This is a genomic window from Microbacterium sp. STRO-1N (genome assembly GCF_057748015.1).
The window spans coordinates 3,624,863-3,647,280 of sequence record NZ_CM173234.1; the positions used below are offsets into that span (position 1 = coordinate 3,624,863).

Annotated in this window: 20 protein-coding genes; 13 read left to right on the forward strand and 7 right to left on the reverse strand. The window is 68.5% G+C overall.

Annotation, left to right across the window (positions count from 1 at the left end; genetic code table 11):
• The first annotated feature begins 5 nt into the window (after positions 1-5).
• The gene (locus AC3ANJ_RS17550) at positions 6-806 is read left to right on the forward strand and encodes a 3-hydroxyacyl-CoA dehydrogenase family protein (RefSeq protein WP_488319310.1); all 801 of its coding nucleotides are present in this window, start codon (positions 6-8) and stop codon (positions 804-806) included.
• Entirely contained in the window at positions 803-2,854 is a 2,052-nt protein-coding gene (gene paaZ, locus AC3ANJ_RS17555; RefSeq protein ID WP_488319311.1) for a phenylacetic acid degradation bifunctional protein PaaZ, read from the forward strand. The genes AC3ANJ_RS17550 and paaZ overlap by 4 nt, the downstream gene beginning before the upstream one ends.
• 12 nt (positions 2,855-2,866) lie before the next feature.
• Here paaZ and AC3ANJ_RS17560 read toward each other — a convergent pair whose 3' ends face one another.
• Positions 2,867-4,990, reverse strand: coding sequence for a DEAD/DEAH box helicase (locus AC3ANJ_RS17560; protein WP_488317421.1), 2,124 nt, complete (start codon positions 4,988-4,990; stop codon positions 2,867-2,869).
• Positions 4,991-5,054: 64 nt separating this feature from the next.
• On the opposite strand from AC3ANJ_RS17560, the gene AC3ANJ_RS17565 reads away from it, so the two are divergent.
• The 7 genes from AC3ANJ_RS17565 (at position 5,055) to AC3ANJ_RS17595 (ending at position 10,363) form a co-directional block, all read left to right on the forward strand.
• Complete coding sequence (locus AC3ANJ_RS17565; RefSeq protein WP_488317422.1) at positions 5,055-5,474, forward strand: pilus assembly protein CpaE; 420 nt, start codon at positions 5,055-5,057, stop codon at positions 5,472-5,474.
• An 89-nt stretch (positions 5,475-5,563) separates the two neighbouring features.
• Positions 5,564-6,523 carry a 1,2-phenylacetyl-CoA epoxidase subunit PaaA gene (gene paaA, locus AC3ANJ_RS17570; RefSeq protein WP_488317423.1) on the forward strand — a complete coding sequence of 320 codons (960 nt, stop codon included), beginning with the start codon at positions 5,564-5,566 and terminating at the stop codon, positions 6,521-6,523.
• Positions 6,520-6,807: a 1,2-phenylacetyl-CoA epoxidase subunit PaaB gene (gene paaB, locus AC3ANJ_RS17575; RefSeq protein ID WP_488317424.1), complete on the forward strand. Its 288-nt coding sequence runs from the start codon at positions 6,520-6,522 to the stop codon at positions 6,805-6,807. The genes paaA and paaB overlap by 4 nt, the downstream gene beginning before the upstream one ends.
• Before the next feature lie 203 nt (positions 6,808-7,010).
• Positions 7,011-7,802, forward strand: a complete 792-nt coding sequence (gene paaC, locus AC3ANJ_RS17580; protein ID WP_488317425.1) for a 1,2-phenylacetyl-CoA epoxidase subunit PaaC — start codon at positions 7,011-7,013, stop codon at positions 7,800-7,802.
• 110 nt (positions 7,803-7,912) lie between these two features.
• Positions 7,913-8,407: a 1,2-phenylacetyl-CoA epoxidase subunit PaaD gene (gene paaD, locus AC3ANJ_RS17585; protein WP_488317426.1), complete on the forward strand. Its 495-nt coding sequence runs from the start codon at positions 7,913-7,915 to the stop codon at positions 8,405-8,407.
• Positions 8,404-9,582 (forward strand): 2Fe-2S iron-sulfur cluster-binding protein, encoded by a 1,179-nt coding sequence (locus AC3ANJ_RS17590; protein ID WP_488317427.1) that lies wholly within the window; start codon positions 8,404-8,406, stop codon positions 9,580-9,582. The genes paaD and AC3ANJ_RS17590 overlap by 4 nt, the downstream gene beginning before the upstream one ends.
• A gap of 10 nt (positions 9,583-9,592) precedes the next feature.
• A complete protein-coding gene (locus AC3ANJ_RS17595) occupies positions 9,593-10,363 on the forward strand; it encodes an enoyl-CoA hydratase/isomerase family protein (RefSeq protein ID WP_488317428.1) in 771 nt (256 codons plus the stop codon).
• Between the two features lie 124 nt (positions 10,364-10,487).
• On the opposite strand, the gene AC3ANJ_RS17600 is transcribed toward AC3ANJ_RS17595, so the two are convergent.
• Positions 10,488-11,129: a TetR/AcrR family transcriptional regulator gene (locus AC3ANJ_RS17600; protein WP_488317429.1), complete on the reverse strand. Its 642-nt coding sequence runs from the start codon at positions 11,127-11,129 to the stop codon at positions 10,488-10,490.
• Positions 11,130-11,184: 55 nt separating this feature from the next.
• Between AC3ANJ_RS17600 and AC3ANJ_RS17605 the strand changes: the two genes are divergently transcribed.
• Together AC3ANJ_RS17605 and AC3ANJ_RS17610 are read left to right on the forward strand one after the other, a co-directional pair.
• A complete protein-coding gene (locus AC3ANJ_RS17605) occupies positions 11,185-11,454 on the forward strand; it encodes a DUF1905 domain-containing protein (protein ID WP_488317430.1) in 270 nt (89 codons plus the stop codon).
• On the forward strand, positions 11,451-12,239 hold the full coding sequence (locus AC3ANJ_RS17610) for an alpha/beta fold hydrolase (RefSeq protein ID WP_488317431.1): 789 nt from the start codon (positions 11,451-11,453) through the stop codon (positions 12,237-12,239). Before AC3ANJ_RS17605 ends, AC3ANJ_RS17610 begins: the two co-directional genes overlap by 4 nt.
• Before the next feature lie 11 nt (positions 12,240-12,250).
• On the opposite strand, the gene AC3ANJ_RS17615 is transcribed toward AC3ANJ_RS17610, so the two are convergent.
• The 4 genes from AC3ANJ_RS17615 to AC3ANJ_RS17630 all read right to left on the reverse strand — a co-directional run bounded on the left by AC3ANJ_RS17615 (position 12,251) and on the right by AC3ANJ_RS17630 (position 17,702).
• Positions 12,251-13,030, reverse strand: coding sequence for a carbohydrate ABC transporter permease (locus AC3ANJ_RS17615; RefSeq protein ID WP_488317432.1), 780 nt, complete (start codon positions 13,028-13,030; stop codon positions 12,251-12,253).
• 128 nt (positions 13,031-13,158) lie between these two features.
• Positions 13,159-14,094, reverse strand: a complete 936-nt coding sequence (locus tag AC3ANJ_RS17620; RefSeq protein WP_488317433.1) for a carbohydrate ABC transporter permease — start codon at positions 14,092-14,094, stop codon at positions 13,159-13,161.
• Entirely contained in the window at positions 14,091-15,398 is a 1,308-nt protein-coding gene (locus AC3ANJ_RS17625; protein ID WP_488317434.1) for an ABC transporter substrate-binding protein, read from the reverse strand. The genes AC3ANJ_RS17620 and AC3ANJ_RS17625 overlap by 4 nt, the downstream gene beginning before the upstream one ends.
• 99 nt (positions 15,399-15,497) lie before the next feature.
• Positions 15,498-17,702, reverse strand: coding sequence for a glucosidase family protein (locus tag AC3ANJ_RS17630; protein ID WP_488317435.1), 2,205 nt, complete (start codon positions 17,700-17,702; stop codon positions 15,498-15,500).
• 108 nt (positions 17,703-17,810) lie between these two features.
• Here AC3ANJ_RS17630 and AC3ANJ_RS17635 point away from each other — a divergent pair, with 108 nt between their 5' ends.
• Together AC3ANJ_RS17635 and AC3ANJ_RS17640 are read left to right on the forward strand one after the other, a co-directional pair.
• Positions 17,811-18,398: a TetR/AcrR family transcriptional regulator gene (locus AC3ANJ_RS17635; RefSeq protein WP_488317436.1), complete on the forward strand. Its 588-nt coding sequence runs from the start codon at positions 17,811-17,813 to the stop codon at positions 18,396-18,398.
• Positions 18,399-18,452: 54 nt separating this feature from the next.
• Positions 18,453-20,066 carry a GH35 family beta-galactosidase gene (locus AC3ANJ_RS17640; protein ID WP_488317437.1) on the forward strand — a complete coding sequence of 538 codons (1,614 nt, stop codon included), beginning with the start codon at positions 18,453-18,455 and terminating at the stop codon, positions 20,064-20,066.
• Here the strand turns inward: AC3ANJ_RS17640 and AC3ANJ_RS17645 are convergent.
• Complete coding sequence (locus AC3ANJ_RS17645) at positions 20,053-22,299, reverse strand: glycoside hydrolase family 2 protein (RefSeq protein WP_488317438.1); 2,247 nt, start codon at positions 22,297-22,299, stop codon at positions 20,053-20,055. The genes AC3ANJ_RS17640 and AC3ANJ_RS17645 overlap by 14 nt on opposite strands.
• Between the last annotated feature and the right edge of the window lie 119 nt (positions 22,300-22,418).

Consider the following 22,418-nt stretch of genomic DNA (forward strand, 5'->3'; position numbering starts at 1 on the left):
GACGGATGGGCGCGGGGATCGCGCACGCCTTCCTCCTCGCCGGAGATGATGTGACGATCGTCGAGCGCGATATGGGGACGGCGAGTGCCGCGGCCGACCGGATCCGCGACCTCCTGACGCGATCGGCGGCGCGCGGTCGGATCGCTCCGGGCCCGGCCGAGTTCCGCACCTCGACCGACGTCGGCGACTTCTCGGACCGTGAGCTGGTGATCGAGGCAGTGCCGGAGGATCGTGCGCTCAAGGCGGATGCTCTCACCCGTGTCGAGGCGGTCATGAGCGATGCCGCGCTGCTCGCGACGAACACGTCCTCGATCTCGATCGACGCCCTCGCCTCGGCGCTGAGTCGCCCCGAGCGCTTCCTCGGGCTGCACTTCTTCAATCCGGTACCGACCTCGGCGCTGGTCGAGATCGTGATCGGCCGGGCGACGGCCGACGTTAGCGTCGAGCAAGCGCGTGCGTACGTCGACGCCATCGGCAAGACGCCGATCGTCGTTCGCGATTCCCCCGGGTTCGCGTCGAGCAGGCTCGGCGTCCTGCTGGGGCTGGAGGCGATCCGCATGCTCGAGGAGGGCGTCGCGGATGCCGGCGACATCGATCGTGCGATGGAGCTGGGCTACCGGCATCCGATGGGCCCGCTGCGGACGACCGACCTCGTCGGGCTGGATGTTCGGCTCGGGATCGCCGAGGAACTGCGCGCCGCGTTCGGCGAGCGCTTCGCTCCGCCCGCCCTCCTGCGACGGATGGTCGCTGAGGGCAGGCTCGGCCGCAAGAGCGGCGAAGGCTTCTACAGATGGGACGCATCATGACCGGCATCCTGCCCAGCTACATCCGGGATTCCTGGTGGACGCCGGCCACTGCGGACGATGCGGCTGTCGTGCGGGACGCGTCGACCGGCGAGGAGATCGCCAGGGTCAGCACGGCGGGCCTCGACCTCGCCGGCGCGCTCGAGCATGCGCGGTCGGTCGGCCAGCAGAGTCTGGGCCGGCTGACCTTCCACCAGCGCGCGGTGCTGCTGAAGCAGTTCGCGCTCGCCCTGACCGCACGCAAGGACGAGCTCTACGCGCTCTCCGCGTGTGCGGGGGCCACCGCCACCGACTCGTGGGTAGACATCGACGGCGGAATCGGCGTCCTGTTCGCGTACTCGGGCAAGGGGCGGCGCGAGTTGCCGAACGAGCAGGTGTACGTCGACGGGCCGGTCGAGCAGCTCTCGAAGGACGGCTCGTTCCTCGGCCGGCACATCGCCACACGCCTGCCGGGTGTCGCCGTGCAGATCAATGCCTTCAACTTCCCCGTCTGGGGGCCGCTGGAGAAGTTCGCGCCGGCCTTCCTCGCCGGGATGCCGACACTGATCAAGCCGGCGACGCCGACGGGATATCTCACCGAGGCGATGGTGCGGATCCTCGTCGAGTCCAACCTGCTGCCGGCCGGCGCGCTGCAGCTCGTCAGCGGGAGCGTGCCCGACCTGTTCGAGCATCTGCGGCTCGGCGACCTCGTGGCGTTCACGGGCAGCGCCTCGACGGCCGAGCGGCTGCGCGCGCATGCCGCTGTGCAGACCGGCGGCGTGCGCTTCACCGCGGAGACCGACTCGATCAACGCCTCAGTACTGGGCCCGGATGCGGTCGAGGGAACGCCGGAGTTCGACGCGTACGTCCGCCAGCTCGTGACCGAGATGACGGCGAAGGCAGGGCAGAAGTGCACGGGCATCCGTCGTGCGATCGTGCCGACCGGCTCGGCCGACGCGGTCATCGACGCCGTCCGAACCCGCCTGGCCGACAAGGTGGTGCTCGGCGATCCCCGCATCGACGGCGTCACGATGGGTCCGCTCGCCTCGCTTGCGCAACGCGATGAGGTGCGGCGTCAGGTGCAGAAGCTCGTCGACGGCGGCGGGCGGATCGTGATCGGCTCGACCGCTGCGCCGGATGCGCGCGCGGCAGACGGGCAGGATGCCCCGGACGGCGCGTTCTTCACGCCCGTGCTGCTGCGCTTCGACGATCCGACGGCCGACGCGGCGCACACGGTCGAGGCGTTCGGTCCGGTGTCGTCGTTGATCACCTACGACACGATCGCCGAGGCATCCGACATCGTCGCCCGCGGCGGCGGATCCCTCGTCACGAGCGTCGCGACGCACGACGCGGCCTTCGCCGCCCAGCTCGTGACAGCGGTCGCGGCGCACAACGGACGCGTGCTGCTCCTCGACCGCGACGACGTGCGGTCGTCGACCGGGCACGGCTCCCCCCTTCCCGGTCTCGTGCACGGCGGACCCGGTCGTGCCGGCGGCGGCGAGGAGCTCGGCGGTATCCGCGCGGTCCTGCATCACATGCAGCGGACGGCCATCCAGGGCTCCCCCGACATGCTCACCGCGATCACCGGCATCTGGCATGCGGGAGCCACGGCGGTGAGCTCCGGCATCCATCCGTTCCGCAAGACGCTGGGCGAGCTGCGGATCGGCGACCGGATCGCGTCGGCGTCCCGCGAGGTGACCCTGCAGGACATCGAGACCTTCGCACACTTCACCGGGGACACCTTCTACGCGCACATGGACGAGGATGCCGCGGCGGCGAATCCGTTCTTCCCCGGCCGTGTCGCGCACGGCTACCTGCTGGTGTCGTGGGCGGCCGGCCTGTTCGTCGACCCCGCTCCCGGCCCCGTGCTGGCGAACTACGGGCTCGAGAACCTGCGCTTCCTCACTCCCGTGTCGCCGGGCGACAGCATCCGGGTCGATCTGACCGCGAAGCAGATCACGCCGCGCGAGACCGACGACTACGGCGAGGTCCGCTGGGACGCGGTCATCCGCAACCAGGACGACGAGACTGTCGCGACGTACGACGTCCTCACGCTCGTCGCGAAGCAGTAGCGCGCGTCTGCATCACCCACGCAGCGCGAGCACGAACGGCAGCACGGCAGTCGCCCCGGCCTGCCGGAGCGCACGCGCGGCGACCGTCAGCGTCCAGCGGCTGTCGGCCTGGTCATCGACGAGCAGCACCGGCCCTTCGGGGATCTCGAGACCGCCGGCGCTGAAGCGGTCCCAGAGTCCGGCGAGCCGGAACGCGCTGTTGCCGCCGGGCTGCCCCGTGGGGCCACCGTCGGCGAAGGACAGCGCTCCTATATACGGCAGGCGCCCCACCTCGGCGAGACCTCGGGCGAGCGAGTCCACCAGGAGCGGACGCGACCGCGACGGCATCGCGACGACCGCGACCGGTCGTTCCTCCCAGCCCCAGTCGGCGAGCACCCGGACGCACGCGGCGAGCACCTGCGGGGTGACCGCGGCATCCGGCGCACCGGCGGCGAAGAGATCCCGCAGCGTGCCGCCCCACCCGAGGTCGGTGAGGCGCGCGAGCGCGCGCCCGTCGGCCGCCTGCTCCGCGGGGGCGATGCGCCCCTTGGCCGGGACGCCGAGCCGATCGGCTCCAGTCGGCCAGGCCTTGCGCGGCTCGATCGGAACCCCGACGCGGTCGAGCGATCCGGCCGCGGCCTCGGTCGCGGTCTTGCGGATCTCACTCGGGAACCAGATGCCGGCGCAGTTGTCGCAGCGGCCGCACGGAGCGGCGGTCTCATCGTCGAGCGAGCGCTGGAGGAACTCCATCCGGCATCCGTCGGTCCGCTCGTACTCGATCATGTGCTGCTGCTCGGCGAGACGTTCGGCCGCGATGCGCTCGTAGCGCTCGGCGTCGTACGTCCACGGCTGCCCCGTGGCGACCCATCCACCCTGCACTCGGCGGACGGCGCCGTCGACATCGAGGACCTTCAGCAACAGTTCGAGCGGGGTTCTCCTGATGTCGACCATCGCTTCCAGCGCCGGTGTCGAGACCGGCGCATCGCCGAGCGCCGCGATCACGCGCTCCGCCCGTTCCTGGTCGGGCATCGATGCCGTGGCGAAGTAGTGCCAGATCTCGCGGTCCTCCACTCCCGGGAGCAGCAGCACGTCGGCGCTGTCGCTCGCACGGCCGGCGCGGCCGACCTGCTGGTAGTAAGCGACCGGTGAGGACGGCGCACCGAGGTGCAGCACGAAGCCGAGGTCGGGTTTGTCGAAGCCCATCCCCAGCGCGCTGGTCGCCACGAGCGCCTTGACCTCGTTGCGCTTGAGCATCCCCTCGGATTCCGTGCGCTCGTCGGTGTCGGTCTGCCCGGTATACGCGCGCACCTCGTGCCCGTGCTCGCGCAGCAGCCGGGCGGTGTCGACCGCGGCCGCCACCGTCAGCGTGTAGATGATGCCCGACCCGGGCAGGTCGTCGAGGTGGCTGAGCAGCCAGGCCAGTCGGCTGGCCGAATCGGGCAGTCGCAGCACGCCGAGGCGGAGGGATGCTCGGGCCAACGGGCCGCGGATCGTCAGCACTCCGGCATCCGGCGTGCCTGCGGCATCCGCACCACCGGTTCCGAGCTGCTCGGCGACGTCGGCGACGACGCGGCTGTTCGCCGTCGCCGTCGTGGCGAGCACCGGCACGGCAGCGGGCATCTCGGCGATCAGGTCGCGCAGCCGCCGGTAGTCGGGACGGAAGTCGTGCCCCCAGTCGCTGATGCAGTGCGCCTCGTCGACGACGAGCATGCCGATGCGGCGAACCAGGGCGGGCAGCTGCTGCTCGCGGAACGCCGGATTGTTCAGCCGCTCGGGCGAGACCAGCAGGACGTCGACCTCGTCGCGATCGAGTTGCGCGAGCACGTCGGACCACTCGTGCGCGTTGGTCGAGTTGATCGCGACGGCGCGCACGCCGGCGCGCTCGGCGGCGGCGATCTGATCGCGCATGAGGGCCAGCAGGGGCGAGACGAGCACGGTGGGGCCAGCACCCTGACGGCGCAGCAGCAGCGTCGCGACGAAGTAGACCGCGGACTTCCCCCACCCGGTGCGCTGCACGACGAGCGCGCGGCGACGTCCCGCGACCAGTGCCTCGATCGCCTCGTACTGGCCGTCGTGGAACTCGGCATCCGGGCGTCCGACGAGTTCGCGGAGCGCGGCGAGGGCTGCGGCGCGGGTATCGGTGGGCGAAGTCGTCATGCCCCCACTCTGCCTCACCCGACCGACACCGCACGCCCCTCGAGACCGGACCTAGGCTGAATGCATGATCTCCCGTGAACTCGCCATCGCGCTGCGGGACGCCGGCCTGACCTGGCGACCCGACAGCGGCGACCGATTCCAGCTCGATCTTCCGAACGACGTCGAGCTCGAGGCCGAGGCCGACGTCTTCACGGTCAGCGAGATGACGATCGAGGCGCGGCGCACGCCGAGCGGCACTGATCTCGCCTTCAACGGCACCACTGAGTGGGCACTCGATGCGGTCACCCTCGAGGATGCCGTGTGGCTGCCCCGCGAGGACCAGCTGCGCGATCTCCTGCGCGGGACGTTCCGCCGGCTCGTCCGGCTCGATGACACGTTCCGCGTGGAGATCGAGATCGCCGGCGAGGAACTGCAGTTCGAGCATCCGGATCCTTCGGAGGCGTACGCGAACGCGCTCCTGGAGCTCATCTCGCGCTCGCGCTGATCCACCGCGTCCTGGGATCTTTACGGCCCCGCAGTCGTGTGCGAGAATAAATGAACGATCGGTCAGTAAAGCGCGACGAAGGAGTCGACATGGACGACCAGTCCGCGGGGCAGCGACGATTCGACGAGATCATCGCGGCGGATTCCCGCGTCGAGCCTCGCGACTGGATGCCGGATGCCTACCGGAAGACCCTGATCCGCCAGATCAGTCAGCACGCGCACTCCGAGATCATCGGCATGCAGCCCGAGGGCAACTGGATCACGCGCGCCCCGAGCCTGAAACGCAAGGCGATCCTCATGGCCAAGGTGCAGGACGAGGCCGGCCACGGGCTCTACCTCTACTCCGCCGCGCAGACGCTCGGCATCGGACGCACCGAGATGACCGAGCAGCTCATCGAGGGCCGGGCGAAGTACTCCTCGATCTTCAACTACCCGACGCCGACGTGGGCGGACATGGGCGCGATCGGCTGGCTCGTGGACGGCGCCGCGATCTGCAACCAGGTGCCGCTGTGCCGAGCATCCTATGGTCCGTACGCCCGCGCGATGGTGCGCATCTGCAAGGAGGAGTCGTTCCATCAGCGTCAGGGGTTCGAGATCCTGCTGGCTCTGATGCAGGGCACGCCAGCGCAGCAGGAGATGGCGCAGGATGCCGTGAACCGCTGGTACTGGCCGAGCCTGGCGATGTTCGGGCCGCCGGACGACGAGTCGCCGAACTCGGCGCAGTCGATGGCGTGGAACATCAAGCGGTTCTCGAACGACGAACTGCGTCGACGCTTCGTCGGGATGCTGGTGCCGCAGGCCGAGATCCTCGGCATCACGCTGCCTGATCCCGACCTGCGCTACGACGAGGAGACCGGGCAGTACGAGATGGGCGAGATCGACTGGGACGAGTTCTTCGCGGTGCTCCACGGGAACGGCCCGATGAACGCCGAACGGATCCGCGCGCGGCGCGAGGCGCACGAGGACGGCGCCTGGGTGCGTGAGGCGGCAGCCGAGTACGCGCGCAAGCACGCCGCCTCGCTCCCCGAGTTCGTCGAGGGGGCCGCATGACCGAGGAAGCCTGGCCGCTGTGGGAGGTGTTCGTCCGAGCGAACCGCGGGTTGAGCCACGTTCACGTCGGCTCGCTGCTCGCGCCGGATGCCGACCTCGCGGTCCGCAACGCCCGCGACCTCTACACGCGTCGCGGCGAGGGCGTCTCGATCTGGGTCGTGCCCGCCGAAGCGATCACGGCGAGCGACCCCGACGCCAAGGGCGCCTACTTCGAGAGCCCGGCGGGCAAGAACTTCCGCCACGCCGTGTACTACACGGCATCCGAGGGGGTGCCGCACCTGTGAACGCCGATCGCGGGGCTCACGGAGGGGGCGCGTCTGGTCGCCTCCCGGCCGCCGACGCGACCACACGCGACCCCTCCCGTCCGGATCAGGCGGCCAGCACCTCGGCAGGGGACGCGAATCGTCGCCTCCCCGACGCGGACACGACCACACGCGGCCCCTCCCGCGTCGGCGAGGGATCGCGCCCCCTCCCGCACGGCCACGTCATGGTCGACGAGCTCGACCTCGCCGCCGAGCTCGCCGGATCGGATGCCGCAGCCACTCCCGCCGCGGCCGAATACGCGCTGTGGCTCGGCGACGACGCGCTGATCCTGTCCCAGCAGCTCGGCGAGTGGATCGCCCACGCGCCGGAGCTCGAAGAGGACGTGGCGCTCGCGAACATCGCGCTCGATCTGCTCGGGCATGCGCGATCGCTGCTCCGGTATGCCGGAAGTGCGGATGGGCGCAGCGAGGACGACCTGGCATACTTCCGCGATGAGCCCGACTTCCGATCGTCCTGGCTGTTCGAGCAGCCGAACGGCGACTTCGCGCGCACGATCGCACGCCAACTCCTCGCGTCGGTCTACCTGTTCGAGCTGTATGCAGCGCTGCAGCACTCGACGGATCCGACGCTCGCGGCCGTCGCAGCGAAGGCCGTCAAGGAGGTCGAGTACCACCGCGACCACGCCGAGCAGTGGACGCTGCGCCTCGCCGGCGGCACGGAGGAGTCGCGGCGCCGGATGTTCCGAGGGCTCGCGGATGTCTGGCCGTACGTCGATGAGCTGTTCCGCGACGAGCCGCTCATCGACGACCTTGAGGGCGTCGCCGTCCGGCCCTCCTCGCTCCGCGACGGGTTCGACGCACGTCTGGATGCTGTGCTCGGCGCGGCCGAGTTAGAGCGGCCGACCGGTCCGGCGGCGGCCGGGGGCGGTCGCCGCGGCATCCACTTCCCACAGTTGGGGCGGATCCTCGCCGAGATGCAGGTGCTCGCCCGGCAGCACCCGGGGGCGACATGGTGACCACCTTCATTCGCTCGTTGAGCGAGCGAAGCGAGTCGAAACGCCTGCCCGGCAACGACCCCGTTTCGACTCGGTCGGCTCCGCCGTCCTCGCTCAACGAACGAGGGGGCATGACCCCGGTCGACGAGCGAGGGGAACGAGCGGCGTGGGCCGTCGCGGCATCCGTCGCCGACCCCGAGATCCCCGTGCTGACGATCGCCGACCTCGGCATCCTGCGGGACGTCACGGTCGAGGACGGCCGCGTCGTCGTCAAGATCACGCCGACCTACAGCGGCTGCCCGGCCGTCGAGGCCATCCGCGACGATGTCCTGCGCGCGCTGGCCGACACCGGCTTCGAGGACGCCGTCGTCCGCACCGTGCTCTCGCCCGCCTGGACCACGGACTGGATGACGGATGCCGGCAAGCAGAAACTGCTCGACTACGGCATCGCGCCGCCGACCGGTACGCGACCGGCCGGTCCCGTCTCGGTCCCGCTGAGCGTGCGCTGCCCGCAGTGCGGATCGTTGGACACGCGCGAGCTCACCCGCTTCGGCTCGACCGCGTGCAAAGCGCTGTACGAATGCCGCACGTGCCTCGAGCCCTTCGATCATTTCAAGCCGCTATGAGCACCACGACGCGCAAGCGGGCGCGGTTCCACGAGCTCGAGGTGATCGCGGTGCGGCCGCTCACGGCCGACAGCATCGAGGTGACGTTCGCCGTGCCGGAGGAACTGTGGAAGGAATATCAGTACCTGCCGGGGCAGTACGTCGCGCTGCGTGCGCACGTCGACGGTCGCGAGGTGCGGCGCAGCTATTCGATCTGCCGGGCGCCGGATGCTGCAGAGTCGGGGCTGCGTTTCGACTCGGGCGCTTCGCGGACTCGCTCAACGAGCGAACAAGGCGGAACGAACGGGGGAAGGCGGATCTCGGTCGGCATCAAGCGCGATCTCGGTGGACTGTTCTCGGTGTGGGCGCACGAGAACCTGCGCCCCGGCATCCGAATCGAGGTGATGAGCCCGGAAGGCCGCTTCACGTCGAACCTGCCGGATCTCGACGGCGCGCACCTGGTCGGGATCGCCGCCGGCTCCGGGATCACGCCGATGATGGCGCTCGCCTCCTCGGTACTAGCTGCGTCGCCGACCGCGCGCTTCTCGCTGATCTACACGAACCGAGCCACGCGCGACGTGATGTTCCTCGAGGACCTCGCCGATCTGAAGGACCGCCATCCGGCCCGCCTCGCCCTCCATCACGTGCTGTCCCGCGAGCAGCGCGCAGCGCCTCTGCTGTCGGGGCGAATCGACGCCGCCAAACTCGACGCGATCCTCGACGGACTGGTCGAGCCGGAGAGCGTCACCGAGTGGTTCCTGTGCGGGCCGTTCGATCTCGTGGCGCTCTGCCGCGAGAGGCTCGCGGCCCGCGGCATCCCTGACGACAGCATCCGTTTCGAGCTGTTCACGACCGATGCGGACGAACCGCGCGCCGACCGCGGGCGGCCGGTCTCCGTGCGCGAAGAGGACGAGACCTACGTTCTGGAGTTCACCCTGGACGGGTTGTCGTCGACGGTCGAGTCGCCCATCGCTGCGGACGAGCCTCTGCTGGATGCCGCGTTGCGCGTACGAGGCGATGTGCCGTTCGCGTGCGCCGGAGGGGTGTGCGGGACGTGCCGTGCACGCCTGGTCGAAGGCGACGTTCGCATGACGCAGAACTTCGCGCTCGAGCCGGACGAGCTCGAGCGCGGCTACGTGCTGACCTGCCAGTCCCACCCGACGACGCCCCGCGTGGTCGTCGACTACGACGTGTGAGGAGCCTCCCATGATCGAGCTGACCATCGACGGCGATGTCGCCCATGTGGTGCTGAACGCACCGGCCAAGCGCAATGCACTCGACCCCGACGCGCTGCTCGCGCTGGGCGATGCGTACGACCGGGCCGAGGATGCCGGGGTTCGCGCCCTGGTGCTGAGCGGGGAGGGCGCGGGCTTCTGCGCCGGTCGCGACATCTCAGGCGTCGACCCCGCGACCGATGACGTGATCGGTTACCTCGGCGGCCTCGTGACGCCGTTGCTGCAGCGTATGGCGGCATTTCCGGCGCCGACCTTCGCGGCCGCGCACGGCGCGTGCCTGGGCGTCGGACTCGGGCTGCTCATCGCGACGGACGTCGTGTACGTCGCCGACACGGCGAAGATCGGCTCGCCGTTCGCGGCACTCGGCGCGACGCTCGACTCCGGCGGGCACGCGCTGTTCCTCGACCGGCTCGGGCCGCACAAGACCTTGGATCTCATCTACACCGGGCGGCTCATGACGGGCACCGAGGCGGTCGGGTCCGGGCTCTTCTCGCAGGTGCTGCCCGCCGACGGGGTCCAGCAGGCGACGGCGGATGCCGCGGTGCGCGCGGCCTCCGGAGCCACCGCCGCGTTCCTCGCGTCGAAGCGCCTGATCGCCCGCATCCGTGACGAACGGCTCTCACTGTGGGATTCGGTCGTGCTCGAGAACGTCGCGCAGGCCGAACTGTGCGACACCGCGGATTACCGGGAAGGCTTCGCCGCGTTCCAGGAGAAACGGAAGCCGCGGTTCGAGGGGCGGTAGCGTGTCCCGCAGGGGACACATGTCGGGAGAAAGCCCGGATGCCTGACGATCCCGCGGCGTGTCGCCCCGACATTCGGGAAGAGTCCCGACATCCGTACCCGGTCGAACTCGGCGCGCCGGAGTGTCAGCGACCGTAGGCGGCGAGGAAGACATCCAACGCCTGGTCGACGTGCGCGGCGGTGTCCAACCCGCTCCGCGCCGCGTCGTCTCCGAGGAGCATCGCCCGGTTGACGGGCTCCCCCATCACGAGCCAGTTCAGCTGGGTCGCAGCCCGCTCAGCATCCGGCACGGCGAGCAGTCCGGCGTCGTCGAGCCGGCCGATGAGTTCGGCGAGAGATCGGATCGCTCGCTGCGCCCCGTGCTCGTAGAGTTCGCGCGCGAGATCGGGGAACTGCGGCAGCAGGCCGATGACCAGCCGGCGGAGGGCGAGCAGGTTCGGCGCGAGGACCGTATCGAGCTGATCCCTGAGCACACGATCGAGAGCCGAGCGGGCGTCGTCATCGGGAGCGATCGGCGGCGGCGCGCTGAGGACTCGTTCGCTGGCCGCGCGCGTCTGCGAGCGGACGAGCTCGAGGAAGAGGGCCTCCTTGCTGCCGAAGTGCCCGTAGAGCGTCTGCTTCGCGACACCGGAGTCGCGCGAGATGGCGTCCATGGTCACGGACTCGTAGCCGTTCGCGAGGAAGGCCGCCTGCGCCGCGTTCAGGATCGCCTCGCGCTTGGCGACAGAACTCGGCCGCAGTGGCCGAGCACCTCTTGACATCTTCATACTCCGGAGTCTAGTTTAGACAAATCATACTCACCAGTCTTGAAAGGAGCGGATGATGACCGCAGCCATGCAGTTCGAAGCAGAGCTCGTCCATCCGGGCGAAGTGGCCGGGTGGACCGTGTTCGAAGCTCGGGGATCCGCCGAAGTGTTCGGCACTGGCAATCCTGTGCGCGTGGTCGGCACGCTCGACGACGTGCCGGTCGCGATCACGCTCCTGCCGTCCGGGTGCGGATTCCACTTCGGCCCCGTGAAGGCCGCCACGCGCAAGGCGCTCGGAAAGGCCGCGGGCGACCGCGTGTCGGTGCGGATCGAGGTGGCCCCATGAGCATGTTGACGACCTCCCGCGGCGATCGCATCGTGTATGACGATCGCGGCCCTGTCGGCGCACCCGCCGTGATCTTCGTCACGGGAGCCGGCCCCACCCGAGCGGAGGATCCGACGACGCACGCCACCGCCGAGCGCCTGGCGGCATCCGGATTCCGCTCGCTGTTCGCCGACCGTCTCGGGCGCGGCGAGAGCGTCTCCGCCGGCACCATCACCCTCGACGCTCAGATCGACGCGATCGTCGAACTCGCCGCAGCGACGCAATCACCTGTCGTGCTCGTCGGGCACTCGTCTGGTTGTGCGATCGCGATGCTCGCCGCCCCTCGCATCCCGGATCTCGTCGGTCTCGCGCTCTGGGAGGCACCCCTTGGCCTCTTCCCCGAGGGCGCCCCCGCGTGGTGGCAGGCGATACGGGAGTCGATCGATGCGGGCGCGCTCGAAGAGGCCGTTGCCGGCTACATGGCGGGAATGCCACCGGAATGGCTGGAGCAGCTCAAGGCGTCACCCGACTATCCCGATCTGGTGCTCAGCTGGGTGCCGGATGGCGAAGCGCTCGCACTCGTGGAACAGCGGGGGCATCGCGAGTCTCTCGTGAGCGTCTCTGCGCCGGTGGTCGCAGTCACCGGCACCGAGACGTTCCCCGGGATGCGGGACACTGCCGAAGAGATCGCCGATGCGGCGGCGCACGGGTCGGCCGAGCAGCTGGTCGGCTCCGAGCATTCCTGGGACCCGGATGCCATGGCGGCGCGCCTCGCGTGGATGCTCGCGACGCCTACTTCGCGATAAGAGGGGCACGATCATTTGATCGCGCCCGCTCCGATCCCGTTCACAATGTGTCGCTGCGCCATGAGGTAGAAGATGATCACCGGCACGATCGAGATCGCGGTCGCGGCAAGCAGGATCTGCTGTTGCGGGGTCTCCGCGGAGGTGAACGCCGTGAGGCCTCGCTGAATCGGCATCAGCGAGTTGTCGTCGAACAGCACCAAAGCCATCAGATACTCATTCCACGCACCCAGCCCCTGTATCACCGCGACCGCGGCGAGCCCTGGGCGCGCGAGCGGCAGGATGACGCTGGCGAAGATGCGCAGCGGACCGGCCCCGTCGAGTGCGGCCGCCTCCTCGAGATCCTTGGGCTGGCTGACGAAGAAGCTCCGCATGATCAGCGTCGACATCGGGATTCCCGAAGTGATCAGGATCAGCACGTACCCGACAGGGCTGTTGGTCAGCCCGAGTGTGATCAGAAGCTTGTACTGCGCGAGGAACATGGCCGGCGCGGGGATGATCATGACGGCGAGGATCAGGACTGTGAACACTCCCTTTCCCGCGAAGTCGAGCCGTGCCAGTGCGTAGCCGGCAAGACTCGAAACGATGAGGATGCCGACGACGGCGCACGCCGTGTACACGACACTGTTGCGCAGGAACGTGCCGAGGTCGCCCTGCACCCAGGCCGTGACGTAGTTCTGCCACTGCGGGACTGCCGGGAGGAAGCTCTCGTTCGAGAGCAGCTCGGGCAACGACTGCAGGGAGCCCGAGAGCATCCAGAGCAGGGGGAACAGTGCGGTCAGTGCCGCGACCATCAACAGCCCATACAAGCCGATGCGGTCCGGACGCCACCTCCTCCGCCCTCGAGTGCCATCCGAGTCGGTGGACGCCTTCGCGCTGTGCGGAGTCGTCGTTGTGGTGATCGATACAGACGTGTCGATGCTCATGCGCGTGCCCTTCGTCCGGTGATCGCGAGCTGAATGACGGAGAGCAGTACAAGTGCGCCGCCGAAGATCACCGACATCGCCGCGGCGCTTCCGTATCGCCAGTTCACGAACGCCTCGTTGTAGATCGCGAGCGTCGGCACCATCGTGTGATGGCCGGGCCCGCCGTTGGTGAGCACCTGCACGGTGCCGAAGATCTGCAGCGCCGCGAGCAGCGTGAGCAGGCTGACGATCGAGGTAACCGGCGCCAGTTGCGGCCAGGTGATGTAGCGGAATTTCGTCCATCGGTTTGCGCCGTCCAGCTCCGCCGCTTCGTACAGTTCTTTCGGCACGTCCTGGAGCCCTGCCAGGAAGAGGAGGAAACCGAAGCCCCAGTGGAACCAGATGAACACGGCGGCGACGGTCGGCAGCGCGACTGCGGAGTCGCCCAGCCAGTTCTGCTGAAGTGCGCCAAGTCCCACGACTTCGAGCAGTCGATTCAGCACTCCCGATCCCGGCGCGAGGATGAACGAGAACAGCAATCCGACGACGACCACCGAAAGCACGCCCGGGAGATAGAAGACGGTACGGAAGAACGTCCGCCCCCGCAGGACGCTGTTCACGGCGACCGCCATGGCGAGCGCGATGCCGTTGCCGAGGAAGAAGCCGACCACTCCGAAGAACAGCACATTGCGCATCGACGCCCAGAAGATCGGGTCTCCGGCGACGAACTCGTAATTCTCCAGCCCGACCCAGGGCGTGTCTGGACTGACGCCGTCCCAGGATTGGAAGCTCAGCAGAATCGCCTGCGCGAACGGAACGATCGTGAAGACGCCGATCAAGCCGATCGCAGGCGCCAGGAAGATCCAGCCCAGCAGGTTGCGCCGCATGGCGTGCTTCCCGCGCGGGACCCGAACCGGGCCCCGCGCAGGAAGCACTGCTGCTTCGGTCGTCATGACACCCTGTCCTGCGCCGCCTGGATGTTGGCGAGCGCTTCGTCGACGGTGGACTCTCCGAGCACGAGCCGCTCCGATTCGGCGACGATCGCGGTCTTCACGTCCGTGGCGAAGGTGGTGGACATCACCTGGAGGTTCTCGACCCCAGCGGCGAAACCGGCGAGCTGCGGCGGGACGTCACCGCTCGCGAGAAGCTCGGGGTTGGTCGGCAGGATCCGGGCGGTCTCCGCGAAGACGGCCTGCTGCTCGGGGGCCGTCAGCCACTTCACGAACTCCACGGCCTCCTCGGTGTGGTCACCCTTCGGGTTGATGACGGCGCCCTTCCCGGGAACGCCCGGCGAGCGCGGCTCCTCTGTGCCGTCCTCGGCCGCGAGGACGCCCAGGGAGAAGTAGTCCTCGAATTCGGGGTTCGTCTTGAGCCCGACAGAGACACCGGGTGTCGCGTCGAATATCGCGCCCGTACCCTGGGTGAAGAACGCGGACTCGACGCTGGGATTGTCATCCTGGCCACCCGGAAGCGCGCCGTTCGCGATCACACCGGCGTCGCGCAGATCGACAAGATATTGGAACGCGTTTCGCCAGCCGTCCTGCTCCCAGCTTTCCTCGCCGTTGAACGTCGCGGCGATCTCCTCATCGGTCAGCCAGTTCGACGCGATGCCCTGGATGAGCTGCGGCGTCAGGGATGCGGCGACCGAGAAAGTGCCACCGTCCTGACTCGAAGCGGCGAGCGCCTCGGTGAACGCCTCGAGCGTCTCCGGCGCCTCCTCCTGGGTGAAACCGGTGATTGCGGGGTTGATCAGGAACCCGTAGGTCTGCGTCTCCCAGTGCACACTGTAGATCCCGGCGGGGATATCGAGGTTGTTCCCGTCCTCGAACGTGGACATCTCGAGCACGGCCGGGCTGAAGTCATCCTGCCAACCGGATTCGAGTTCCTTGGTCAGATCCATCGCCCAGCCCGCCTTGTAGAACGGCGCCATCTCGGTCGCGTTGAACGACGAGTACACGTCGGGCATGGCGTTGGACTGGGCCTTCGCCTGCAGCTTCGGCAGGTAGTCGGCAGGTCCAGGTGAGTCGACCGTGATCTTCACGCCGGTCTCCTCGGTGTACTGCTCGGCGAGCTGCATGAGCGCCGCCTCCTGCCCGCGCGACTGGTTCATGAACGTCAGTTCGACGTCGCCGTCCGCTTCGGGCGTTTCCGTGCCGCCGGAGCAGCCTGTGAGGGCGAGTGCGGTGGCGATCGCGAGCGATCCGCTCATCAGGATGGTGCGGCGACGGCCGCGGGGTACTGTCGGGTTCTTGCGCATGGTCCTCACCTTTGAAAGCCTCGTTGTCAGGGTTGCGGCCTGGCCGCGCCCTCGCGCCCTCGGGCGGGCGCTGTGTTCGGATGTCGTGATTGCGGCGGTTCAGCGGGGGATCCGCTGTCCTACCGTGCGGTTCTCGGCGATGGCCTCCTCTCCGGGCTGAGTCGTGCGATGACCGGACGGGTCGGTGACGCGCGGGAGGACGTCCATCCCCTCCGCGGTCAGCGACCACCCCTCCGGGAGGTCGTGTCCTCGTTCGACGGCGGCGGCGATGTGGGCGATCGCGGCCAGCAGTCCGCCGTTGGCGGGCAAGTAGAGAGTCAGGAAGCCCGGCATCTGCGGATTGTGCCCGTTCGCGAGGAAGACGTTCTTCGGCGAGGGCAGCAGGAGCGCCTCTAGCGCTCGATCGATCTGCCCCAGGCGGGCAGCCGTCATGGCCAGCACGGGATAGTCCCATCCCCAGCTCGACTGGAGGTCCCATTCCGCCCACACGGCATCGAGTGTGTCCGCCATGCGCTCGGGGTCGATGAGACCGGTGTCCGGCAGCCAGCCGAGTGCCATCAGCATCGATGGATGGTCTCTGCGGATGAGCATCGGCGGCGTCGCCAGCGCGGGATACGTCCCATCAGGCAGCGGTTCGGGCCTGCGCATGCCATCGGCCACCCGCGCCCATTCCCGGTTCGGTTCGAGACCCAGTCGCTCTCGCCATTCACCCGCGATCCGCAGCGCCCACGACCAGTAGGCGAGCTCGAACGTCGGGTCGGCGTTGGTCGCTCGATCGACGAGGTAGCTCTCCTGCGCAGGAATGAGCGGAGGCGGGAGCACGAACACGCCGTCATCCTCGGCCGCGAAGTCCACCATGAACTCGGCGGTCGCCTCCACGAGCGGATAGTGCCGCCGCAGGAAGTCGTCGTCGCGGCCCTCTGCCCGCAGGAGTTCGAGGAGATGAATGATGTGAGGCTGCTGCCAGAGCAGGAAGACCCCGATGTTGCTCGGCGACTCTCGCGCACTCGTGTCGGTCTGCTTCGGCCAGCGTGCTCCGCGATACCCCTGCCAGCGGGCGGTGCGCACGGCGGACTCCAGAGCTTCGTGGTACCAGCCGAGGCTGCGTTCGAGGAGGTCGCCTCGCCCCCACAGTGGGAAATGCGCTCCGTGCCACCAGTGCATCTCGAGGTGGAACTTGCCGCTCCAGGTGTTGTAGGTCAATCCGGATTCGGCGGGGGGCGTCGCTCCGGCGGCGTTCACGGCGAGAAGGTACTGCGAGAGCACGATGCGGCGCTCCAACTCGTTCGCCCTCTCGTCGGTGCTGCCGGCGAGGCTCACCGCCGCGCCCCGCTGCCAGTATTCGTCCCACCAAGCCGACGCGGCATCCCGCACCTCCTGGAAGGATGCCGCGGCGCAGAGCGCCTCTTCGTCGGGAGCCAGGGCGACGACGACCTCGAGTGCGCTGCTGTCCGTCGAGGCGACGGCCGATCCGTCCTCCTGGCGGATGGCGCCGCTCGTTCGCACTTCGACGAAGTACTCGGAGTCCTCGACGACGCGGCGTCCACGCCAGCATCCCGACTCCTTCTCGCGCCATGCCGTACTGGTCTGCAACGGCTCCTCGAACGGTGCGAGGTCGTCAGGCTGGGCATCGAACACCCACGCCACTCCCCAACCTTGGCGGAGCAGTCCGCTCTCCACGCGGGTCGCGAATCGCTGCTGCGTCGGATCGGCGACCGTGACGACGTTCACCGGCTCACCACCGATCGAGTAGCTCGAGACGACCGCACCGGTGACGAGGTCGAGCTCGCAGCGCACGCCTTCCAGCAGTCGCGGGTCCGCGAGCGGCACTCCGTCCGGACCGACCAGAGTCAGGCGACCGAGATGCGCGCGGCGCGGGTTGAAGTGGAACCAGGCACCGGAGACGTATTCGTCGGCGATGGGGTCGCCCGGGCGCTGGAGCCCCATGCGGTCGAGGTAGGGCACGACGCCGCGGTGCGTCTCGTACGGCGTCGCGGTATCGAGCAGCCGCACCTTGCGCTCGGTGCGGGTGGAGTACCAGCCCCAGCTCGACTGCGTGCGCAACGGGATCTGGAAGTCGTCGGCGTCGAACCGTCGGGCCAGCTGCTCGGGCAGGCCGGAGAATCCATCGAGCGGGACGCGCCGTGGATCGGGAACCAGCTCGTGGAAGCGGGGGAACGACTGCAGACCCGAGGCGTCGACCGTCAACGCGATGTCGCCGTTGCCGACGGTGAGCGCACCGGTGGGGTGCGCTGCCGTCAGCACCGGATTGTGCCGCCGGACCAGACGACGGCGATCGATCATCTCTGGCATCCTTGCCTTTCCAGCCAATTCTGAGTCAGCTATCATTTTCGTGGGTCGAGCATAACATTGCATTCGAAACTCGATCAAGGACCTTCATGAGGAGAGCGGATGACGCGCAAAAGAGGCCCCTATGCCAAGACCGATCAGCGCCGCGCCGCTCTGAGCAAGGCCGCACTCGATCTCGTGCGAGAGAAGGGGCACCGCAACGTCGCTGTCACAGAGATCGCCGAGGTCGCCGGTGCCAGTGAGCCGACGGTCTACTACCACTTCCCCACGAAAGAAGCGCTGCTGATCGCCGCGCTGCACCAGCACGACGTGGAGAACGTGCGCCCCGAGGGTGCCGAGGCCGGAGCCATCGCGGACATGGGCGCACGTGCCGAGGTCGGCGTGAAGCGCACGAACTACGGCCGCCTGTACAACGAACTCGCGGGCGCCGCAGCCGATCCGGAGCATCCGGCCAACGAATTCTTCCAACTGCGCTGGGCGCGGTCGCAGCAGATCGTGTCGACCGACATCCGCAACCTCCAGGCGCAGGGCAGAGTCGATCCAGGCGTCGACGCCGATATCGCGGCCCAGTTGCTCCTCGCCGCCTGGGAGGGCCTGCAGTTGCAGTGGATGCAGGGTCCCGAGTTCGATATCCGTGCGCGGATCGAATGGCACATCCGAGCGCTGCTCGGCCCGGAAGCTCTCGGCTGACTCCCCGCACTCACCCCCTTCATCCCGCCTTCGATCCAGGAAGAGCCACCCACCATGCACGGTTCCCCAGTTCCCGACCAGCACGGCGCCCAGCGCCCGCTTCCCCGGGTCGAGCAGCGCGGGCACGTGACGCAACTGCTCGTCGACGACGCACCGTATCTCGTTCTCGGCGGCGAGCTGCACAACTCCAGCTCGTCGAGCCCCGCGTACATGGGTCCGATCTGGCAGCATCTGGCCGACGCCGGCCTGCGCACGGTGATCACGCCGGTGACCTGGCAGCTTCTCGAACCGGAGGAGGGCCGGTTCGACTTCACGACGCTGGACGACCAGATCACGCAGGCCAGGCGACACGGGATGCGTCTCATCGTGCTCTGGTTCGGCTCGTACAAGAACGCCGAATCCACGTACACGCCGACGTGGGTGCGTCGCGACGAGACGCGCTTCCCGCGCGCTCGGCGCGACCCGCGGCGACGTCTTCCCGGCCGCTTTCCCTTGGATGCGCCCATACTGAGCCCGTTCTCCGAAGAACTCATGAGCGCGGATGCCCGCGCGTTCGCGGCGCTCATGCGCCATCTCCGAGAGATCGACGGCGAGCGCACGGTGATCGCGGTTCAGGTGGAGAACGAGGTGGGTCTGCTCGGAGACAGTCGCGATCGCTCCTCCGCCGCCGAGGCTGCGTGGTCGGCGCCGGTTCCGGACGAACTGCTCGTCGGCCTCGCGAATCGTGGAGAGTCGCTCCGCGACCACGTGCGCGAACTGTGGTCGGAACACGGCTCGCGCTCCTCAGGCAGGTGGGACGAGGTGTTCGGCCCCACTGCGGACGCCGAGGAGATCTTCATGAGCTGGGCGTTCGCCCGCTTCCTGGAGCATGTCGCCGCGGCGGGTGCGACCGAATACCCGCTGCCGTTGTTCGCCAATGCCTGGCTGGGGCCGCAGCCCAATGCGGCGAGTCCGGGTCAGTATCCGAGCGGCGGCCCGGTCGCGCGCATGCAGGATGTCTGGAAGGCCACGGCGCCGTCGCTCGCGTTCCTGTCCCCCGACATCTACGTCCAGGATTTCTCGGGGACGCTGGCCGATTTCCGGGCGGCAGACAACCCCCTGCTGATCCCGGAAGCGAGGCCCGAGGCGGCGCTGGCCTTCGTTGCGGTCGGCGGATTCGCCGCAATGGGATTCAGCCCGTTTGCGATCGAGGACCTCCCTGTCGACCACGAGGTCTTCCGCGCGTACCGGGCGCTCGAGCCAATCGTTCCGATGCTGATCGAGGCGCAGGCCGAGAACAGGGTGCACGGCTTCAGGATCCGCACGGGTGAGGAGCAGACCACCGAACTCGGTGGATTCAGGATCACCATCCGGGGCCCGATCGACACCCGCGGGATGTTCGGACTCGGCACCGGCCAGGCAGCGGACGATGTCACCGGCTACGGCCTCCTGATCCAGACCGGGGAAGACGACTTCCTCGCCCTGATCCTCGGCGCGTCGGTCGTCTTCGCCCGTCAGGATGCCGAAGTCGAGATCGACAGCGTCGAGGAGGGCTCGTTCCGCGACGGCATCTGGGAAGGCGGTCGCGTGCTCAACGGCGACGAGCGGCATTTCATGTTCCCCAACGACCAGCTGCGAATGGTCCGCATCTCACTGCTGCGCCGAGCGCCGCTCGTCACTTCGCGATGAGGTTGAGCGCGGCGTTGAGGGCCGCCACCTGTTCGATCGGAACTCCGCCGGCCTCGCGGATGAGCTTCTCGACGCTCATCCGGTCGACGATGGACTGCATCGCCGCCGGGATCTCGACGCCTCGCCCCACCTCCCCACGGCTCGTCGCCAGCACCTCGAACACCGACGAGAGCACCCCGGCACCGTCCTGGGACTTCTTGATGTCGCCGAGGGTGTCGCGGATCGAGAAGTAACCGGCGGGGCTGGGCAGTTCGGCATCGTCGAACCAGTTCGCGATCGTCGTCGTCGGCATCACCGTCGCTTCGGGGACCTCGTCGACTCGGCGCACCGCGATGGTGTCGGAGAGCTCGCCCGATCGAGCGGTGATCTCGTGCGTCCCCGTGAGCGGCACCCGGAAGCGGAACGAACGGGAGCCGGCGACGGTGTCGAGTTCCACCCCGTCGACGAACAGAGTGACCTCGGCCCGGTTGGAGTAGACGACCACCTCGGTCACGTCCTCCGCGCGCTCGGCTCTGCGCCGCCCGGCGACGTGCACGAACGGATCGGTCGACCACGCGGCCTTGTACACGTAGAAGGCGTCTTTCCTGAGGCTGCGATCGAAGGTGACGAGGCCCTTCTGGTTGCGTCCGGCGACACCGCCCTCATCCCGCCCTGCGGAGCCGAAGTCCGCGAGATTCCACACGTGCGTCGCCCACAGCCACGGGCGCTGCTCGATCATGCCGATCATGTGCTCGTGGTACTCCGCCTGATACGACTCGCTGTAGTCCCCCTTTGCCGGATGCGCCGATTGATACTGCGGATTCGCGTCGGCCCCGTACTCAGCCAACCCGATCGCGACACCGGGGTAGGCGGCGTGGAAGTCGTCAAGCCACGTGTCGTTGTCACCGACTTCGCCCACGTACCAGCCGAAGTAGAGGTTGTACGACATGACATCCGGCACGGTGACGAGCGGATTGTCGGTCTCCAGCAGGAACAGATTCGCCATCGCCGTGAGACGGGTCGGATCGAGCGTGTGCGCGAGGTCATTCAACTCGCGGTGGGCCGAGAGAACGTCGTCACCTGAACCGGCGAGGGTGATCTCGTTCGAGAGTCCCCAGCACACGATGCTCGCGTGGTGACGGTTCTGGACGATGAGCTCGGTGAGCTGGTCGCGCGCGTTGTCGACCGCACCGGGGAGGAAGACGGTGATCTGCGGGACCTCCGCCCACACCACGATTCCGGTTTCATCGCACAGGTCGTAGAAGCGTTGATCGTGTTGATAGTGCGCGAGGCGCACCGTTGTCGCACCCAGCTCGCGGAGCAGATCGAGATCCGCCCGCATCATGTCCTCGGTGATGGCATTGCCGACGCCCTCGAAGTCCTGATGCCGCGAGACTCCGCGCAGCGGGTACTCCTCGCCGTTCAGCAGGAACCCGCGCTCGGGATCCACGGCGAACTCGCGGCATCCGAAGCGCAGCTCGACACTGTCGACGACGTCGTCTCCGACCAACAGTTCGGCGCGTGCGGTGTAGAGGTGCGGGTCGCGCAGGCCGTGCCAGCGACGCACGTTCGCGATGAGCACCCCGGCGTTCGCGACGCCATCGACGACCGGCATGGTCGCTGTGGCCTCGCCCTCGATGACGAATCGGACGGATGCCGAGGCCAGCGACTCCCCGACTGCCCGTACGCTCATCGCCACGTCCGCGTGCACCCCGTCGAGCCGTGGGGTGACCATCATGCCCGGCCCGCCCGCATCGTCCAGAGCGAAATGCGTGGCACCGACGCCGATCAGTCGCACGTCGCGATAGATGCCGCCGTAGAAGGTGAAGTCGGCCTGCTGCGGATACACCGATTCGTTCGCCGCGTTGTCGACGGCAACGACGAGAGTGCCCGAGCCCGAGCCGAGATGCTCGGTGAGATCCGCGCGGAACGTCGAGTAGCCGCCGTCGTGCCGCGCGACGAGGCGGCCGTCGAGGTAGACCTCAGCGCTGGAATTCACCCCGGCGAACTCCACCCACGTCCTGGCATCCCCGGGCTCCGCGCTGATGCGCCGCGCATACGTCGAGCGCCCGCGCAGGTACCCGCCACCGGACTGCCCGTCGATGGCGTTCCAGGTGTGCGGGATGGCGGCTTCCGAACCGGCGGCCACCACGTCTTCCCAGCGGGAATCCGCGGGCAGCGCGGTGGCCGCGAACGCCCATCCGTCGAGGATCGGGGTGATCCGACGGGCGGATGCGGGACGAGACGGCGTCATCGGGTCTCCTTCGGAGGTGCAGCGCACCGGTGCGTACCGGGCTCCCCCACCCTACGGACGACGCTCGCGAGGATGATAGAACTGGTCACGCAGGACTAGCACTCACCCATCACGCCGAT

Bases quoted from the DNA above. Each gene is read 5' to 3' on its own strand.
- AC3ANJ_RS17550 (WP_488319310.1), top strand. From the start codon at position 6: ATGGGCGCGGGGATCGCGCACGCCTTCCTCCTCGCCGGAGATGATGTG.
- paaZ (WP_488319311.1), top strand. From the start codon at position 803: ATGACCGGCATCCTGCCCAGCTACATCCGGGATTCCTGGTGGACGCCG.
- AC3ANJ_RS17560 (WP_488317421.1), bottom strand. From the start codon at position 4,990: ATGACGACTTCGCCCACCGATACCCGCGCCGCAGCCCTCGCCGCGCTC.
- AC3ANJ_RS17565 (WP_488317422.1), top strand. From the start codon at position 5,055: ATGATCTCCCGTGAACTCGCCATCGCGCTGCGGGACGCCGGCCTGACC.
- paaA (WP_488317423.1), top strand. From the start codon at position 5,564: ATGGACGACCAGTCCGCGGGGCAGCGACGATTCGACGAGATCATCGCG.
- paaB (WP_488317424.1), top strand. From the start codon at position 6,520: ATGACCGAGGAAGCCTGGCCGCTGTGGGAGGTGTTCGTCCGAGCGAAC.
- paaC (WP_488317425.1), top strand. From the start codon at position 7,011: ATGGTCGACGAGCTCGACCTCGCCGCCGAGCTCGCCGGATCGGATGCC.
- paaD (WP_488317426.1), top strand. From the start codon at position 7,913: ATGACCCCGGTCGACGAGCGAGGGGAACGAGCGGCGTGGGCCGTCGCG.
- AC3ANJ_RS17590 (WP_488317427.1), top strand. From the start codon at position 8,404: ATGAGCACCACGACGCGCAAGCGGGCGCGGTTCCACGAGCTCGAGGTG.
- AC3ANJ_RS17595 (WP_488317428.1), top strand. From the start codon at position 9,593: ATGATCGAGCTGACCATCGACGGCGATGTCGCCCATGTGGTGCTGAAC.
- AC3ANJ_RS17600 (WP_488317429.1), bottom strand. From the start codon at position 11,129: ATGAAGATGTCAAGAGGTGCTCGGCCACTGCGGCCGAGTTCTGTCGCC.
- AC3ANJ_RS17605 (WP_488317430.1), top strand. From the start codon at position 11,185: ATGACCGCAGCCATGCAGTTCGAAGCAGAGCTCGTCCATCCGGGCGAA.
- AC3ANJ_RS17610 (WP_488317431.1), top strand. From the start codon at position 11,451: ATGAGCATGTTGACGACCTCCCGCGGCGATCGCATCGTGTATGACGAT.
- AC3ANJ_RS17615 (WP_488317432.1), bottom strand. From the start codon at position 13,030: ATGGTCGCGGCACTGACCGCACTGTTCCCCCTGCTCTGGATGCTCTCG.
- AC3ANJ_RS17620 (WP_488317433.1), bottom strand. From the start codon at position 14,094: ATGACGACCGAAGCAGCAGTGCTTCCTGCGCGGGGCCCGGTTCGGGTC.
- AC3ANJ_RS17625 (WP_488317434.1), bottom strand. From the start codon at position 15,398: ATGCGCAAGAACCCGACAGTACCCCGCGGCCGTCGCCGCACCATCCTG.
- AC3ANJ_RS17630 (WP_488317435.1), bottom strand. From the start codon at position 17,702: ATGATCGATCGCCGTCGTCTGGTCCGGCGGCACAATCCGGTGCTGACG.
- AC3ANJ_RS17635 (WP_488317436.1), top strand. From the start codon at position 17,811: ATGACGCGCAAAAGAGGCCCCTATGCCAAGACCGATCAGCGCCGCGCC.
- AC3ANJ_RS17640 (WP_488317437.1), top strand. From the start codon at position 18,453: ATGCACGGTTCCCCAGTTCCCGACCAGCACGGCGCCCAGCGCCCGCTT.
- AC3ANJ_RS17645 (WP_488317438.1), bottom strand. From the start codon at position 22,299: ATGACGCCGTCTCGTCCCGCATCCGCCCGTCGGATCACCCCGATCCTC.